This window comes from Mycobacterium liflandii (assembly GCF_022354805.1).
Classification (GTDB): Bacteria; Actinomycetota; Actinomycetes; order Mycobacteriales; family Mycobacteriaceae; genus Mycobacterium; species Mycobacterium marinum.
Genome location: NZ_CP023138.1, coordinates 2,915,808 through 2,931,217, shown reverse-complemented (window position 1 = coordinate 2,931,217; position 15,410 = coordinate 2,915,808). Strand labels below are relative to the sequence as shown.

The window sequence follows — 15,410 nt, the reverse complement described above, 5'->3', positions numbered from 1 at the left end:
AGAACGATCGAGTTGGTTACTGTTCGTCGTTGGTCTGGAGTTGCCCGTGCCTACCGTTTCAGTATTGCCTGTGTCGTCGGTTCCAGAGGTGTTCGACCGCTGGAGTCCTGGTGAGCGCAGCGAGCTCATCGGATCGGAGTTTCTCGATGTGTTGGCCTCGGTGCCAGACCCGAGGGAACCACGCGGTCGGAGGTATTCGCTGATGGCTTTGTTGGCGATCGCGGTTCTGGCCACTGCCGCGGGGATGCGCGGCTATGCTGGTTTTGCCACATGGGCGGCCACCGCTCCCGATGATGTGTTGGCCTAATTAGGGGTCCGGTTCCGGCGGCCCAGTGAGAAGACCTTCCGCGCTGTTTTGTCTCGGCTAGACCCCGCCGACCTCAACGCCAGGATGGGCAGTTACTTCACTGCACACGTGGCCAGCAGCGACCCCAGTGGATTGGTGCCGATCGCGTTGGACGGCAAGATGCTGCGTGGTGCTTTACGCGCCAAAGCGACAGCCACGCATCTCGTGTCGGTGTTCGCCCACCGTGCCCGATTGGTGCTCGGTCAACTCGCTGTCGCCGAGAAAAGCAATGAAATTCCCTGCGTACGTGCCCTGCTCACGCTGCTGCCGGGTAGCTTGCGGTGGCTGGTCACCGTGGATGCGATGCATACCCAGGTCGTCACCGCGAAGTTGATCTGCGCCACCTTGAAGTCGCACTACCTGATGATCGTCAAGTCCAACCAAGCCAAAATACTTGCGCGTATCACCGCGCTGCCCTGGGCCGAGGTGCCCGCAGCCGCTACCGATGACTCCCGCGGCCACGGCCGTGTCGAGACCCGCACCCTGCAAATCATCACCGCTGTACGAGGAATCGGCTTCCCCTACGCAAAACAAATCATCCGGATCACTCGTGAACGTTTGATCACCGCCACCGACCAGCGCAGCGTGGAGGTGGTCTATGCCATCTGCAGCCTGCCGTTCGAGCACGCCCGCCCTACCGCGATCATGACCTGGATGCGTCAACACTGGGGAATCGAGAACAGCCTGCACTGGATACGCGACGTCACCTTCGACGAAGACCGTCAAAGGGCACATACCGGAAACGGCGCACAGGTCCTAGCAACGCTACGCAACACCGCGATCAATCTGCACCGCCTCAACGGCGCCGACAACATCGCCGAAGCCTGCCGGATCACCGCTTTGACCGCCAACCGCCGCCTAGACCTCCTCAATCCACAATTCCCCAGCTCACAAGCCTGCTAATCAACAACGCCGGAGCCCTGTCCCCGCACCGAGCTTGGCCGAACTCCCAACTCGTCAAATCCCGATGAGACAATCGAAATCCTGTTCGAGCGGGGCGGAGCCGGGTTGAGCCATGAGCCCCTAGCGGGCAGCGATGCCACCGCCCGAGACCGAAAGCCATCGCAGCTAGCAAAAGCCCTGTGCCGCAAAGTCCCCCACACCATGGGCCGTCAATCCACGTCGAGCGACCGAACGCTCCGGGCAGACGGCGCGCTCGGGTCGAGCGCCGCGGCCGGCTCGAGAACGCACAACCGGTCAATATGTCGCGCCCATTTGCACACGCTCAGCCCGATTCCGGTGAGACCCTTGACTCATGCCTCATGAAGGACCGAACCAGCTGTATGGCCTCTACCTGAGCATGCTGCGCCGAATAGGCCACTACCGATGGTTCGCGGCGATCTTCAAGCGCGTCGGCACGCCGGTAGACCGGGCGCTGATACGGGTGAGCCGGGGCCGGCTCTCCATGGGTGGTTCCGAGATGCCGACGATGCTGCTTACCACGAAAGGCAGGCGCACCGGCAAAGAGCGAACGGTTCCGCTGCACTACGTGTGGGATGGCTCGAACGTGGTCGCCGTGTGTGAGAACTTCGGCTTGGATACGGCCTCGAGTTGGCCGTACAACCTGCTCGCTGACCCGAAGGCCCGCATCGAGATTGACGGCGCTGCTGCTGACTATCTGTCGCGACCCGCCACGGCGCAAGAGGTGGACCGCAACATGCCGAGGCTGATCGCGCTGTGGCCTGCGCATGACACCTATGTCAAGCGCACCGGCACCCGCAAGGTGTTCGTCTTCGAGCCCGTGAGCGCGCGGCGCTGACGGACTGACGGGCTGAGGGGCTGAGGGGCTGAGGCCAAAGCGGCTACCCGTCGCCGCCGTTGCCGCCGAGCGCGAAGTCACCGCCGGTGCCGGCGGTGCTGGCGCCGTTCCCACTGGCTGCGCCGCCGCTCCCGCCGTTGCCACCCGCACCGCCCTGACCGCCCGGACCGCCCGTGCCGCCAACCCCGGTGCCACCGGCAGCCCCCCGCCCAACATATCGAGCACTCGGTGGCTACCGATCCTAGGCCGCGGGTAACTCCCCGACAGGCATTCTGGAAAAGGTTGTATTCAGATCATCACAAGCCTGACCTCCGCGCGAAATCCGTCGTTGCGCTCATTCGGAAACTAAAGCGCAGCCACGCCCGCCACCCGCGTGATTGGCGATTTGCCCAGCAAATCTGGCTCGCAAACGGGCCCAACGCGTGAGCAGCTGCGATAGCCTCATGCCGCTATGACAGAAATGGCAAAGGGCAAGCTCATCCTCCTTAACGGCGGATCCAGCGCGGGAAAAACTTCGCTCGCGCTGGCATTCCAGGATTTGGCTGCCGAATGTTGGATGCACCTGGGTATCGACGTGTTTTGGAAGGCGCTGCCGCCCAAGCAACTTGACCTCGCGCGAGTGTGGCCGCAGTACTACACCTGGGAAAGCGTGGTCGAGGCCGACGGGCTGGACTGGTTCACCGTGCACCCGGGGCCCATCCTGGACCAGGCCATGCATGCGCGCTACCACGCAATCAGGGCCTACCTGGACAACGGCATGAACGTCGTCGCCGATGACGTGATCTGGAAACGGGAGTGGCTCATCGATGCACTCCAGATTTTCGAAGGTGCTCAGGTCTGGATGGTCGGGGTTCACGTCTCCGATGAAGAAGGCGCCCGTCGGGAAGAAGAGCGCGGCGACCGCTATGCGGGATGGAACCGCGGCAGCGCGCGCGCTGCCCACCGCGATGCCGAGTACGACTTCGAACTCGATACCACCGCGAGCCCGGTTCGGGAGCTGGCGCGCGAACTCTACGAGTCCTACCAGGCCTGCCCGCAACCCACGGCTTTCGACCGATTGCGCAAGCGCTTCCTGCCCTGAGCCGCAGCCTCAATCTTGCGGGGCGACGGTAGCTTTGGCCCACCGGTAATCCGGCTTGCCGGCCGGCGAACGTTGCACCTTGGGGCAGAAGACAATCTCCTTCGGCAGCTTGTAGCGGGCGATGTGTCGCGCGGCCTCCCCGATGATGCTGTCGGGGTCGGGGGCCGCGCCCTCGGCCAGCTGCACGATCGCGACGACTTCGTTTCCCCAGCGCGGGCTGGGCCGCCCCGTCACCACGACGTCATAGACGGCAGGATGCTCGGCGATCGCGGCCTCCACCTCCTCGACAAAGATCTTCTCGCCACCGGAATTGATGGTGACCGAATCCCGGCCCAGCAGCTCGATCGTGCCGTCGGCGTCCCAGCGCGCCCGGTCGCCGGGAACCGAATGCCGGATTCCTTCGATGACGGGAAAGGTCCGCGCGGTCTTGGCTTTGGCACCGAGGTAGCCCAGCGGTATCACGCCCTGCTGGGCAAGCCAGCCGATCTCGCTGTCCCCCGGCGTGAGGATTCTGGTCAAATCCTCGCTGACCACCACCGCACCCGGGATCGGGTCGAAGCGTCCGCTTGCGGGAAGCACCCGACTGGACACCTGGACCATTTGTGATCCCGATTCTGATGACCCGCCCGCGTCCAGGATCGTCAACTGCGGCAACAGATCGACGAAACGCTGCTTGACCCCGGCGCTGAGCGCGGCGCCACCCGAAAACAGCACCGACAGGGCGGACAGGTCGTAGTCGCCGGACTCGAGTTCGTCGAGCAATGGCCGGCCGAAGGCGTCGCCGACAATCGACAGCGACATCACCCGTTCCCGAGCGGCCATCGCCCACGCCGCGGCTGGATCGAAGCGGGTGGCCATTTGCGGCATCACAAACGGCCGGCCGCCGCACAGGCTGATGAACGCCGCCCACTGCGCAGCGCCGTGCATGAGCGGAGCGACCGTCATCGAGCCCGGTCCTCCTTGCCGGGATCGCTCGACGATGTCGTCGAGCCCGGTCACCAGCTCGCCGGTGCCGAACGTTCGCCCACCCATCGAGTTCATAAAGATGTCGTGCTGACGCCACAGCACCGCCTTCGGCATCCCGGTGGTGCCGCCGGTGTAGAGCATGTACAGGTCGTCTGGCGACAACTCGACGTCTAGCGGCTCGTCGGATACCGACGCCAGTAGCTCCTCATAGCGCACCGCGCCGGGCAGCGGATCATTTCCGGACTCATCGTCCACGTGGATCAGCTGCGGTTCACCGCCGGCCTTCTCCAACGTCTCGGCCAACGTCGGACCGAACCGAGCGTGGTAGATGACCGCATCCGCGCCGGCATTGCGCAGCAGGTACGCGAGTTCGTCAGCAACGTAGCGATAGTTGATGTTGAACGGGGCGACCCGCGCCTGGTACGCGCCGACCATCCCTTCGAGGAACTCGTTGCAGTTGGTCATATACAGGCCGAGGTGACTTTGACCCGACTCGTAGGGCGCCAATTGCGACCGTTCCCGGCTGGCGCCGAAACCCCACTGGTGCAGCGCCCGAGCCAAGCGGCGGGCACGCCGTTCGGTTTGAGCGAAGGTGAATCGCCGATCCCCGTAGACGATGCAGTCTCGGTCCGGGTTGGCAGCGGCCACCGCCGAGAATACCTGGGCGATGTTGTATTCCACCGGCTCTCCTCAGCTCGTTCAAGCCAACGTCTGGGCCCCTAGCAACGCTATAACGCCGACCCCGATCTGCATGGCGAGTTGCGGCTGAACTTGGCGCCAGTTGCGCGAATTCGCCGAACCGCCGGCGAGTCGACCGTAATTGGCTGGATGCGACCGAGGCGCGGACGCGCCGATACATTGCTCGGCTGCGTTTCGGACGCACATCTCGCGTCCGTCAGGCATCCTTTAGCCATGGATGTGGAAGCCCTGCTGCACACGATTCCGCCACTAGCGGTCTACATCCTGGTCGGCGCCGTCGTCGGGGTCGAGAGCCTGGGCATTCCCCTTCCCGGGGAGATCGTGTTGGTCAGCGCCGCCCTCCTGTCATCGCATCACGAGCTGGCCGTGAATCCGGTCGGGGTTGGGGCGGCGGCCGTGATCGGCGCGGTGATCGGCGACTCGATCGGTTACACGATCGGACGCCGGTTCGGCATGCCGCTGTTCGACCGGCTCGGGCGGCGTTTTCCCAAGCACTTCGGCCCGGGGCACGTCGCGCTCGCCGAACGGTTGTTCAGTCGCTGGGGCTCTCGGGCGGTCTTCTTCGGTCGTTTTATCGCGCTGCTACGGATCCTGGCCGGCCCGCTGGCCGGTGCCCTGAAGATGCACTACCCGCGATTTCTGACCGCCAACGTGTCCGGGGCGATCTGCTGGGCGGGCGGTACCACCGCGCTGGTGTACTACGCAGGCATGGCGGCCGAACACTGGCTGCAGCGGTTCTCCTGGGTCGGGCTGGTGATCGCCGTCGTGGGCGGCCTCATCGCGGCGATCCTGCTGCGCGAACGCACCGCCCGGGCCATCGCCGAATTGGAGGAAGAACACCACCGCAAGGCGCAGACCGCCGAGGCTTGACCTGGCCTGACTAGCAGGCCGCCGCACCGGCCGCGCGGTGCTGTTCGATGAGCACCTGGGCCATGCGCTGGGCGCGGCGGGCCGAATCCGGGTCACCCACCGCTGCCAAGATAATGGCGCCCTTCATCAGGATGTGCCAGGACCAGGCAAAATCCTCGACGTCGTGCAGCCCTGCGGCCACCGCTCGTTCACGCACGATGCCGCGGACGTGGTCGATGTGGCCGATGCACGCCCGCCCGGCGGGGTGATCGGCCCCCAGTTCGAGCAACACGTTGATGAATGAGCAGCCTTCGTAGCCGTCGCGGCTTTGGAACCACTCGTGCAGGACGTCGAAGATCGCCAGCAACTGTTCCGCGGGCGTGTTGCCGCGCGCCCGTGACTTCTGCTCGATCAGACCGAAAGTCCAGAGTTCTTCGCGACGCTGCAGCACCGCCAGCACCAGGTCGTCCTTCGTGGCGAAGTGCCGATAGAGCGTGGCTCTGGCCACCCCGGCACGATCGATTACCTCATCGGTGCCGACGGCCCGGATGCCGCGCCGACTGAACAGATCGTATGCGGCCCCCAAAATGCGCTCGCGAGCCGACACAGCCGGCGTGGTGGCCTCCGGGATTGCCATAGCGAGGATTAACCATACTCTCAGGCCGAAGAGGTAGACAGACCGCCCTGTCTTGTTATACGAATGAGATTCGAGCGACGAAAGTCTGTCTTCAGACGCGCAGGACGGGCATCCATCGCGGCGTTACGACGCCAGTCGATTAGGAGCGCACCATGAGCGTGGATATCGCAGAACCCTTTACCCCTCACCCAATGCTCAGCATCCGGCTGCTCCGCGAGTTGGGCGCCCCGCACAGCACACTGCGGGCCGCCACCGACTTCCGCAGCACCGCGGTGTTGATCCACGCGGGCGGCGAGGTGGACGCGGCCAACGAACACACCTGGCGCCAGCTGATCGCCGAGACGGCCGCCAGTGCCCCGTCGCCGGGATTGTTCGTCGTCGACGTGAGCGGCCTTGATTTCATGGGCTGCTGCGCGTTCGAGGTTCTGGCCGAGCAGGCCGGCCGATGTCGCGCCCGCGGCGTCGAGCTGCGCATCGCCAGTGCCGCCCACACCCGCGTGACTCGCATCGTGGCGGCGTGCGGGCTCAGCGACGCACTGCCCGTCTACCGGTCGGTGGACGCCGCCCTAGCGTTGCCCGCCCCATCGGATTGAGCACCCGGCCCCGTTGGGTTCAAGCGGGGTCAGGCGGGGCCTGCGGGCCGCGATCCACACCGGTACGCAACTTGACCGACGCCGAGTACGCGAGTGTGCGAAAGCGAAGCACCGGGTCATCAGAGGCTTCGATGCCGTCGGTCACCCGCATCGGGTCGAACACGACGATATCGCCGTCGTGTTCGCGTTCGGTGTCAACGCCAGTGACGTCAAGGGTGCCGACGGTGACCATCTCCGAACCCTGCCAAGGCACCGACGGATCGACGATCGAATCCCCCGGGCCGGCGATTTGGACGCGAAAATAGAACCGCACCGGCCCGGCGGCGAGGCGGGTTTGCAGTTCGTCGGTGAGGAAGTCGGCGCCCTGGTTGCGGGCCGCCAGCGGCGACAGGAATTTCTCCCCGACCGCGGGAATCATGTGGTAGCGAACGAATCTCGCACTGCCGTCAGCGGCTACCCAGCGAAAAGCGTGCAGCCCGTGATATTCGCAGGTGGCGTAACTGGCCGGAATTCTGTTCGCCGCGCCCAGGATCGGCAGCGCGGCCAGCACGCGCGGGTGGGTGACCAGATACTTCGCAATGCGCGCCGGGGTGGTCAGGCTCGGCCGCAGCGCTTTGAGCAGATCTACGAACCCCTCCGGCGTGCTCGAGGTGAACAGCCGCGCGGTCTGCATCGACACATCGGTGGTGGACTTGTCGGGCAGTGTGAATTTCACTGCCATGCCGCGCACTCCGGGCGCGCCGTCGCGCTGGGTGGGCTTGCCCGATCCATTGGAAAACCGGATCAGCGCCGCGACGGTGGCGCCGTCGAAGTGTTTGGCGCGAGAAAGCCCGGCCGCCTCGGGGGTCGCGGTGAACGTGCCGCGATACAGGGTTCCCTTGGCGTGCAACGCCCGGTAACCGGGACACGCTCCCCCGGTCCCCCGGATCGCTTCGATCGCCTCGTCAGGAGTGACTGAACCGCCCATTGGCGAATCCTAAGTCCTGCCGTCGCCCCGCCGGGGCGGTGGCTACAGGTACGGGACCGTCGCGGTTGCGTACATCTGGGCGGGGTCGGCGAGCAATTCGTTGTATTTGTTCTGCAGCGTCGCGATGGAGTCCCCCACGGGTTTGTCGCAATAGCGGCAGTGCGCTTTGAACTGGCCCTGCCCGTCTTCGTCCGGCCAGAATCGGCGTGGCCCGACCTGTGCACCGGGGTCGAATTGGACCGACTGATGCGCGGCCTCTTTGAGGATCCTGCCCACCGGATGACCTTGCGGGCATTCGAGTTTCAACACGCCCAGCCCGTCGGAAAAGCTCATCGTCTGCCATCCTCCGTGTTGTTTTGGACAACCTGCCAAGGCTGACGGTATGCCATCGCGCCGGGTAGCGCCTCGCCGTGCGGCGACCGCGGCCGGCTCAGGTGCAGCAGTCGGGACTGAGCACCGCGCACAACGCCTGCAGGGCCTCGGTGTGCACTCGGTGAAAGACGTGCATGCCGCGCCGCTCGGAGACCACCAGGCCCGCCTTGCGCAGCTGGGTCAGGTGATGGCTGACGGTGCCATCGCTGAGGTTGAGCGCGGTGGCGAGGGTGCCACTGATCTCCTCCCCGGCCGGGGAACCGAAGAGCAGCGACATGATCTTGACCCGCGCCGGGTCCGCCAGGGCCTTGAGCCGCAGGGCCACCGCCAAGGCGTCGTCGTCGCCGATCGGTCCGGCGGCCACCGGGGCACAGCAAACGGGTGCGGAGATGTCGATCACGGGCAGGGCCTTGGGCACAAGTTCACTCTGCCAGATACCTTGACATATATCAAAAAGGTGACGACACTGGGCAGCGGCGCCACTTTGATATATGTCTAACCAGCCGGAGGTTTCACCCGATGTCCCGTGTTCAGCTTGCCCTCAATGTCGATGACCTTGACGCGGCAATCACGTTCTATTCCAAGCTGTTTAACGCCGAACCGGCCAAACGCAAACCCGGATACGCCAACTTTGCGGTGGCCGATCCCCCACTGAAGCTGGTGCTGCTGGAAAACCCCGGCGCTGGCGGCACCCTCAACCATCTCGGCGTGGAAGTCGGCGATAGCGACACCGTGCATGCCGAGATCGCCCGCTTGGCCGAGACCGGAATGTTCACCGAGGAAGAGATGGGCACGACGTGTTGTTTTGCCACCCAAGACAAGGTGTGGATGACCGGCCCCGGCGGTGAGCGCTGGGAGGTATACACCGTGCTGGCCGACTCCGAAACCTTCGGCACCAGTCCGCAACACCCCGCCGACCAGGAGAGCGACGCGGCCGAGGCGGGTGGGTGCTGCGGCGCGCAGACCGCGGCCGCGACATCCTGCTGCTAGGTGATGACCCGAGGCGGGTGGGGCGGCTGGGCCGAGCGCCCCACTTGCCATCGGATTCGATATCCATCAATATCGATGCATGTCGAATCGTGTCGAAATGGATGCGCCGTGCTGTGTGACAGCGCCGCTGCTGCGTGAGCCGCTCGAGGCCAGCTCAGCGGTCGAAATGGCGGCCCGATTCAAGGCATTGGCCGATCCGGTGCGGTTGCAGCTGCTGAGCTCGGTAGCAAGTCATGCCGGAGGCGAAGCCTGCGTCTGTGACATCTCCGCCGGAGTCGAGGTGGGCCAGCCCACGATTTCCCACCATCTCAAGGTGCTGCGGGACGCGGGTTTGCTCACTTCACAACGGCGCGCCTCGTGGGTGTACTACGCCGTGGTCCCGGAAGCACTCAACGCGCTGTCGCGGCTGTTGAGCGTTCACGCGGGCAGCGCAACCGAGCTGGAGACATCGGCATGACCGGCACCGTCGACCACCAGCCCGCGCCCGCGGTGGTGGGCAAGCTTTCCACCCTGGACCGGTTCTTGCCGGTATGGATCGGGCTGGCGATGGCCGCCGGGTTGCTGCTCGGGCGCTGGATTCCAGGCCTGAACACGGCATTGGAAAAGGTTCAGGTCGACGGGATCTCGCTCCCGATCGCCCTGGGCCTGCTGATCATGATGTATCCGGTACTGGCCAAGGTGCGCTACGACCGCCTCGATAGCGTCACCGGCGATCGCAAGCTGTTGATCAGTTCCCTGCTGCTGAATTGGGTGGCCGGCCCGGCGCTGATGTTCGCACTGGCCTGGCTGCTGCTGCCGGATCTGCCGGAGTACCGAACCGGCCTGATCATCGTCGGACTGGCCCGCTGCATCGCCATGGTGATCATCTGGAACGACCTGGCCCGCGGGGATCGCGAGGCGGCCGCGGTGCTGGTCGCGCTGAACTCGATTTTCCAGGTGGCGATGTTCGCGGTGCTGGGCTGGTTCTACCTGTCGGTACTTCCGGGTTGGCTGCATCTGACACAGACCACCATCTCCACCTCGCCGTGGCAGATCGCCAAATCGGTGCTGATCTTCCTTGGTATCCCGCTGCTGGCCGGATACCTGTCCCGGCGGTTGGGCGAGCGGGCGAAAGGCCGCGGCTGGTATGAATCCCGGTTTCGGCCCAAGGTCGGGCCGTGGGCGCTCTATGGCCTGCTGTTCACCATCGTGATCCTGTTTGCGCTGCAAGGCGATCAGATCACCAATCGCCCCCAGGATGTCGCGCGCATCGCGCTGCCGCTACTGGTCTACTTCGCCGTCATGTGGGGCGGCGGCTACCTGCTGGGCGCGGCGCTGCACCTGGGCTACCAACGCACCACGACCATGGCGTTCACCGCCGCGGGCAACAACTTCGAACTGGCCATCGCCGTGGCCATCGCCACCTACGGCGCAACCTCGGGTCAGGCGCTGGCCGGAGTCGTCGGCCCGCTGATCGAAGTGCCGGTTCTGGTGGGACTGGTCTATGTGTCCCTGGCGCTGCGCAACCGCTACTACGGTCCGGCCCCCACCGGCGCAAGCACGACATGATCAAGCCCAGCGTCTTGTTCGTCTGCGTACACAACGCCGGACGTTCGCAGATGGCTGCCGGATGGCTGCGCCACCTCGCCGGTGATCGCATCGAAGTTCGCTCGGCCGGTACCGAGCCCGCTGACCGCATCAATCCCGTCGCGGTAGCAGCGATGGCCGAACTGGGCATCGACATCACCGCCAACACACCCGAGGTGCTCACCGGGGCGTGGGTACAGACCAGCGACGTCGTCATCACCATGGGCTGCGGCGACGCCTGCCCGTACTTCCCCGGCGTCAGCTACCGCGACTGGACCCTGGCCGACCCGGCCGGCCAGCCCCTCGACGTCGTGCGGCCGATCCGGGACGACATCGGCGAACGAGTGCGAGCCCTGATCGCCGAGTTGCTCAACGAGCATCCCGATACCGCGCAGATTTGCCGGGGATAGCCATTTCGGCCTCTTCCGAGGCGAGGTTTGCTAGGTTTTGTCGGGATCGTTACTGCCGGTGCGAAATCGCCCGCCGAGGAGACCTGTCAAATGAGCCAGCTCACGAGCCAGCCCGCCGGCGATCCATATGCGTGAGGCCGGTACTACTCCCGGGCCGGGGCAAATACTGCGGGTCGCCGTTCCCAGCTTCCTGTTGTTGTTCCTCGTCGCCTGTGGCGGGTCCGGACGGGTGAGCCACCCGGCGGCTCATGGCTCGTCGTCAGCGCAGGAAACCACCACTGCGCCAGAATTGAGCGCCGAACCGTTGCCCTTCAATGCCGGCGGCCTGCTTGCCGGTTCGGCGCACCCCAGCTTCCCCGAGGGGGAGCCGAACAAGATGTCCGTCGTTCAAGTCGGTCCGCTGACCGTGCATGAGGGCGGATCAGCCCAGGGCTCCGGCGTTGTTGATTAGCAGGCTTGTGAGCTGGGTTGATGATCTTTGGTGCCGCGCTATTGGGGCCGGAGTGTAGGCACGGGCTATCTGGAGAACGATCGAGTTGGTTACTGTTCGTCGTTGGTCTGGAGTTGCCCGTGCCTACCGTTTCAGTATTGCCTGTGTCGTCGGTTCCAGAGGTGTTCGACCGCTGGAGTCCTGGTGAGCGTAGCGAGCTCATCGGATCGGAGTTTCTCGATGTGTTGGCCTCGGTGCCAGACCCGAGGGACCCACGCGGTCGGAGGTATTCGCTGATGGCTTTGTTGGCGATCGCGGTTCTGGCCACTGCCGCGGGGATGCGCGGCTATGCTGGTTTTGCTACATGGGCGGCCACCGCTCCCGATGATGTGTTGGCCCAATTAGGGGTCCGGTTCCGGCGGCCCAGTGAGAAGACCTTCCGCGCTGTTTTGTCTCGGCTAGACCCCGCCGACCTCAACGCCAGGATGGGCAGTTACTTCACTGCACACGTGGCCAGCAGCGACCCCAGTGGATTGGTGCCGATCGCGTTGGACGGCAAGATGCTGCGTGGTGCTTTACGCGCCAAAGCGACAGCCACGCATCTCGTGTCGGTGTTCGCCCACCGTGCCCGATTGGTGCTCGGTCAACTCGCTGTCGCCGAGAAAAGCAATGAAATTCCCTGCGTACGTGCCCTGCTCACGCTGCTGCCGGGTAGCTTGCGGTGGCTGGTCACCGTGGATGCGATGCATACCCAGGTCGTCACCGCGAAGTTGATCTGCGCCACCTTGAAGTCGCACTACCTGATGATCGTCAAGTCCAACCAAGCCAAAATACTTGCGCGTATCACCGCGCTGCCCTGGGCCGAGGTGCCCACAGCCGCTACCGACGACTCCCGCGGCCACGGCCGTGTCGAGACCCGCACCCTGCAAATCATCACCGCTGCACGAGGAATCGGCTTCCCCTACGCAAAACAAATCATCCGGATCACTCGTGAACGCTTGATCACCGCCACCGACCAGCGCAGCGTGGAGGTGGTCTATGCCATCTGCAGCCTGCCGTTCGAGCACGCCCGCCCTACCGCGATCATGACCTGGATGCGTCAACACTGGGGAATCGAGAACAGCCTGCACTGGATACGCGACGTCACCTTCGACGAAGACCGTCAAAGGGCACATACCGGAAACGGCGCACAGGTCCTAGCAACGCTACGCAACACCGCGATCAATCTGCACCGCCTCAACGGCGCCGACAACATCGCCGAAGCCTGCCGGATCACCGCTTTGACCGCCAACCGCCACCTAGACCTCCTCAATCCACAATTCCCCAGCTCACAAGCCTGCTAATCAACAACGCCGGAGCCCTGCCCCGGAGCCGGGATCGAACGGAATTTGTTTGCCGAATCGGCATGCCATTGACCAGCGTTACCCCCTGGCCCGCAAGGCTTTTAGCCGTTAACTCAGCAACAGCAGACGTCAACACGCAGCGCTTGTGATCGCACACGAACCCTGGCCGATCAGCAAACAAACACCTGAGGCACCGAGACGCGGCCGACGCGCCGCTAAGCAGGCAGATAGATCAATCGCACCCGAGCGGAGTCGCAGCTAGCAAATTTTGCTATCCGAATAATTGGAATGGCATTCCACAATAGTAATTTCCTTTCTCGACGGTCACGAATTGCGGCAATGTACCGGCTCATCAAATGGCGGTTAAATACTCTGCAGATACCGTCAAAACCCTGAATTCGCGAATGGTCGTGCCTAACATTGACGGTTGCGACTATTCGCCAACGAAACAGTGCCCCTCTGGCACGGCCAGGGGCTGGGAGGACACCGATGTCGTATGTGATCGCGGCCCCGGAAATGCTGGCGGGCGCAGCCACGGACCTGGCCGGCATCGGCGCTGCACTGCAGAGTGCCAACGGCGCCGCTGCGGCCCCGATCACCGGCGTGCTGGCCGCCGGCGCCGACGAAATCTCCGCGGCGGTGGCCGCACTGTTTTCCGGCCACGCCCTGGACTACCAGGCCCTGAGCACCCAGATGGCCGGGTTCCACCAGCAGTTCGTCACAGCCCTCAACAGCGCCGGGGCCTCCTATGCGGCCGCCGAGGCGGCCAGCGCCAACCCGCTGCAAGCTGTCGAACAACAACTGCTCGGGGTGATCAACGCGCCCACCCAAGCCCTGTTGGGGCGGCCCCTGATCGGTGACGGCACCGCGGGCGCGCCCGGGCAGAACGGCGGCGACGGCGGACTTCTGTGGGGCAACGGCGGGGCGGGTGGCGTCGGGACCGCCGCGCATCCCACCGGCGGCAGCGGCGGATCGGCCGGACTCATCGGCACCGGCGGGGCCGGCGGCGCCGGCTACGGCCCGGCCGCCCAAACCGGCGCGACCGGCGGCAGCGGCGGGGTTGGCGGAACCGGGGGCTGGCTGTACGGCAATGGCGGGGCCGGCGGAATCGGCGGCACCGGCGGCAGCGGGCTGGATGGGCCCGACAGCGGCGCGGCGGGTGGCGCCGGCGGTAGCGGCGGCAGCGGCGGTGCGGCCCGGCTATTCGGCAATGGCGGCGCCGGCGGTAGCGGCGGGCAAGGCGGCAACGGCGGCAGCGCCATCGAGACGGGCAACGGCGGTGCCGCCGTTGCCGGCGGCACCGGTGGCGCCGGCGGACACGGCGGCTGGCTAGTCGGCAACGGAGGAATCGGCGGCGATGGGGGCAGCGGCGGCGTAGGCGGCGACGCGGGCGCCTATGGACCCCCCGCAAACGGTGGCGCTGGGGGCCACGGCGGCATGGGCGGCGTAGGCGGCGACGCCGGGTTGCTGTTCGGCAGCGGCGGCGCCGGCGGGGTGGGCGGCAATGGCGCCATCGGTGGGACCGGTGTGATGAGCGGCGCCGGCGGCGCCGGCGGTGACGGCGGCAACGGCGGATACGCCCAGCTGATCGGTGACGGCGGCGGCGGCGGCGCCGGCTACAGCGCGAGTGGCGTGCCCCCGCAGGGATCGGCGCACCCGGCGGCGCCGGCGGGGCCGGGGGAAGCGGCGGCTGGCTGGTCGGTAACGGCGGAGCCGGCGGAATCGGCGGAATCGGCGCCAGCGGCAGCTTCGGTGCGCCCAGCGGTCAGGGCGGCAACGGCGGCATCGGCGGAGCCGCGGGGCTGTCCGGCCAGGGCGGCGCCGGCGGCAACGGCGGGCAGGGCGGCGGCGACGACTTCGCCCTGTCGGCTGGAGCGGGCGGGGCGGGCGGTGCCGGCGGGCACGGCGGCCAGCTCTACGGCGATGGCGGCGGCGGCGCCGGTGGCATGGGCGGCAGCGTTGACATCGCGGAGAGCGGGGTAACCGGTGGTCGCGGTGGCAGCGGCGGCGTGGGCGGCGGCGCCGGGCTGTGGGGCGCCGGCGGGCAGGGCGGCGACGGCGCGCAGGGCGGGGACGGCGGGGCGGGCGTCGACACCACCACCGGCGCGGGCGGCGACGGCGGCGCCGGCGCTGGTGGCGGAACCAGTGGGTTCCTGTACGGCAACGGCGGAGCCGGCGGTGCGGGCGGGCATGGCGGCGGTGGGCCAGGCATGGGCGGTGATGGCGGGGACGGCGGCGACGGCGGCAGGGCCCAGCTGATCGGCACCGGTGGCAACGGCGGAGCGGGCGGCACCGCCGCCCCTGGCGGGACCGACGGGACCGCTGGCGCCGCCGGCAAAGGTGGAGTGCTGTTCGGAACCGACGGGGCAACCGGGTAACCACCACCAACCGCTGCCCGACGG

The 15,410-nt window shown here is 66.2% G+C and carries 13 protein-coding genes and 3 pseudogenes; 11 read left to right on the top strand and 5 right to left on the bottom strand.

Features of this window, described 5'->3' with window-relative positions; all coding sequences use genetic code 11:
• Nucleotides 1-46: 46 nt before the first annotated feature.
• The 3 genes and pseudogenes from CKW46_RS13260 (at nt 47) to CKW46_RS13250 (ending at nt 3,186) form a co-directional block, all read left to right on the top strand.
• Nucleotides 47-1,249 (top strand): annotated as a pseudogene (locus CKW46_RS13260) (ISAs1-like element IS2404/ISMul1 family transposase).
• A 352-nt stretch (nt 1,250-1,601) separates the two neighbouring features.
• Entirely contained in the window at nt 1,602-2,105 is a 504-nt protein-coding gene (locus CKW46_RS13255; RefSeq protein ID WP_020787941.1) for a nitroreductase/quinone reductase family protein, read from the top strand.
• Between the two features lie 451 nt (nt 2,106-2,556).
• Nucleotides 2,557-3,186, top strand: a complete 630-nt coding sequence (locus CKW46_RS13250; protein ID WP_012393840.1) for a phosphotransferase-like protein — start codon at nt 2,557-2,559, stop codon at nt 3,184-3,186.
• A 9-nt stretch (nt 3,187-3,195) separates the two neighbouring features.
• Here CKW46_RS13250 and CKW46_RS13245 read toward each other — a convergent pair whose 3' ends face one another.
• A complete protein-coding gene (locus CKW46_RS13245; RefSeq protein ID WP_117437058.1) occupies nt 3,196-4,833 on the bottom strand; it encodes an acyl-CoA synthetase in 1,638 nt (545 codons plus the stop codon).
• A gap of 231 nt (nt 4,834-5,064) precedes the next feature.
• Here CKW46_RS13245 and CKW46_RS13240 point away from each other — a divergent pair, with 231 nt between their 5' ends.
• Complete coding sequence (locus tag CKW46_RS13240; RefSeq protein ID WP_012393838.1) at nt 5,065-5,721, top strand: DedA family protein; 657 nt, start codon at nt 5,065-5,067, stop codon at nt 5,719-5,721.
• 10 nt (nt 5,722-5,731) lie between these two features.
• On the opposite strand, the gene CKW46_RS13235 is transcribed toward CKW46_RS13240, so the two are convergent.
• Entirely contained in the window at nt 5,732-6,337 is a 606-nt protein-coding gene (locus tag CKW46_RS13235) for a TetR/AcrR family transcriptional regulator (RefSeq protein WP_482053244.1), read from the bottom strand.
• Between the two features lie 152 nt (nt 6,338-6,489).
• On the opposite strand from CKW46_RS13235, the gene CKW46_RS13230 reads away from it, so the two are divergent.
• Nucleotides 6,490-6,930 carry an anti-sigma factor antagonist gene (locus tag CKW46_RS13230; RefSeq protein ID WP_482053243.1) on the top strand — a complete coding sequence of 147 codons (441 nt, stop codon included), beginning with the start codon at nt 6,490-6,492 and terminating at the stop codon, nt 6,928-6,930.
• A 19-nt stretch (nt 6,931-6,949) separates the two neighbouring features.
• On the opposite strand, the gene CKW46_RS13225 is transcribed toward CKW46_RS13230, so the two are convergent.
• The 3 genes from CKW46_RS13225 to CKW46_RS13215 all read right to left on the bottom strand — a co-directional run bounded on the left by CKW46_RS13225 (nt 6,950) and on the right by CKW46_RS13215 (nt 8,687).
• Nucleotides 6,950-7,897 carry a catalase family peroxidase gene (locus tag CKW46_RS13225; protein WP_015355359.1) on the bottom strand — a complete coding sequence of 316 codons (948 nt, stop codon included), beginning with the start codon at nt 7,895-7,897 and terminating at the stop codon, nt 6,950-6,952.
• A 42-nt stretch (nt 7,898-7,939) separates the two neighbouring features.
• Complete coding sequence (locus tag CKW46_RS13220) at nt 7,940-8,230, bottom strand: hypothetical protein (RefSeq protein ID WP_012393834.1); 291 nt, start codon at nt 8,228-8,230, stop codon at nt 7,940-7,942.
• 97 nt (nt 8,231-8,327) lie between these two features.
• On the bottom strand, nt 8,328-8,687 hold the full coding sequence (locus tag CKW46_RS13215) for an Rv2640c family ArsR-like transcriptional regulator (protein WP_011741093.1): 360 nt from the start codon (nt 8,685-8,687) through the stop codon (nt 8,328-8,330).
• Between the two features lie 101 nt (nt 8,688-8,788).
• On the opposite strand from CKW46_RS13215, the gene CKW46_RS13210 reads away from it, so the two are divergent.
• The 6 genes and pseudogenes from CKW46_RS13210 (at nt 8,789) to CKW46_RS13185 (ending at nt 15,386) form a co-directional block, all read left to right on the top strand.
• Nucleotides 8,789-9,259, top strand: coding sequence for an ArsI/CadI family heavy metal resistance metalloenzyme (locus CKW46_RS13210; RefSeq protein WP_117437063.1), 471 nt, complete (start codon nt 8,789-8,791; stop codon nt 9,257-9,259).
• 79 nt (nt 9,260-9,338) lie between these two features.
• A complete protein-coding gene (locus CKW46_RS13205; RefSeq protein WP_011741095.1) occupies nt 9,339-9,716 on the top strand; it encodes an ArsR/SmtB family transcription factor in 378 nt (125 codons plus the stop codon).
• A pseudogene (gene arsB, locus CKW46_RS13200) lies at nt 9,713-11,235 on the top strand (ACR3 family arsenite efflux transporter). The gene CKW46_RS13205 and the pseudogene arsB overlap by 4 nt, the downstream one beginning before the upstream one ends.
• A gap of 127 nt (nt 11,236-11,362) precedes the next feature.
• Nucleotides 11,363-11,686 (top strand): hypothetical protein, encoded by a 324-nt coding sequence (locus CKW46_RS13195; RefSeq protein WP_238559561.1) that lies wholly within the window; start codon nt 11,363-11,365, stop codon nt 11,684-11,686.
• Between the two features lie 119 nt (nt 11,687-11,805).
• Nucleotides 11,806-13,008 (top strand): ISAs1-like element IS2404/ISMul1 family transposase, encoded by a 1,203-nt coding sequence (locus CKW46_RS13190; protein WP_482053407.1) that lies wholly within the window; start codon nt 11,806-11,808, stop codon nt 13,006-13,008.
• 489 nt (nt 13,009-13,497) lie between these two features.
• Nucleotides 13,498-15,386, top strand: a pseudogene (locus CKW46_RS13185) (PE family protein).
• The last annotated feature ends 24 nt before the right edge of the window (nt 15,387-15,410 follow it).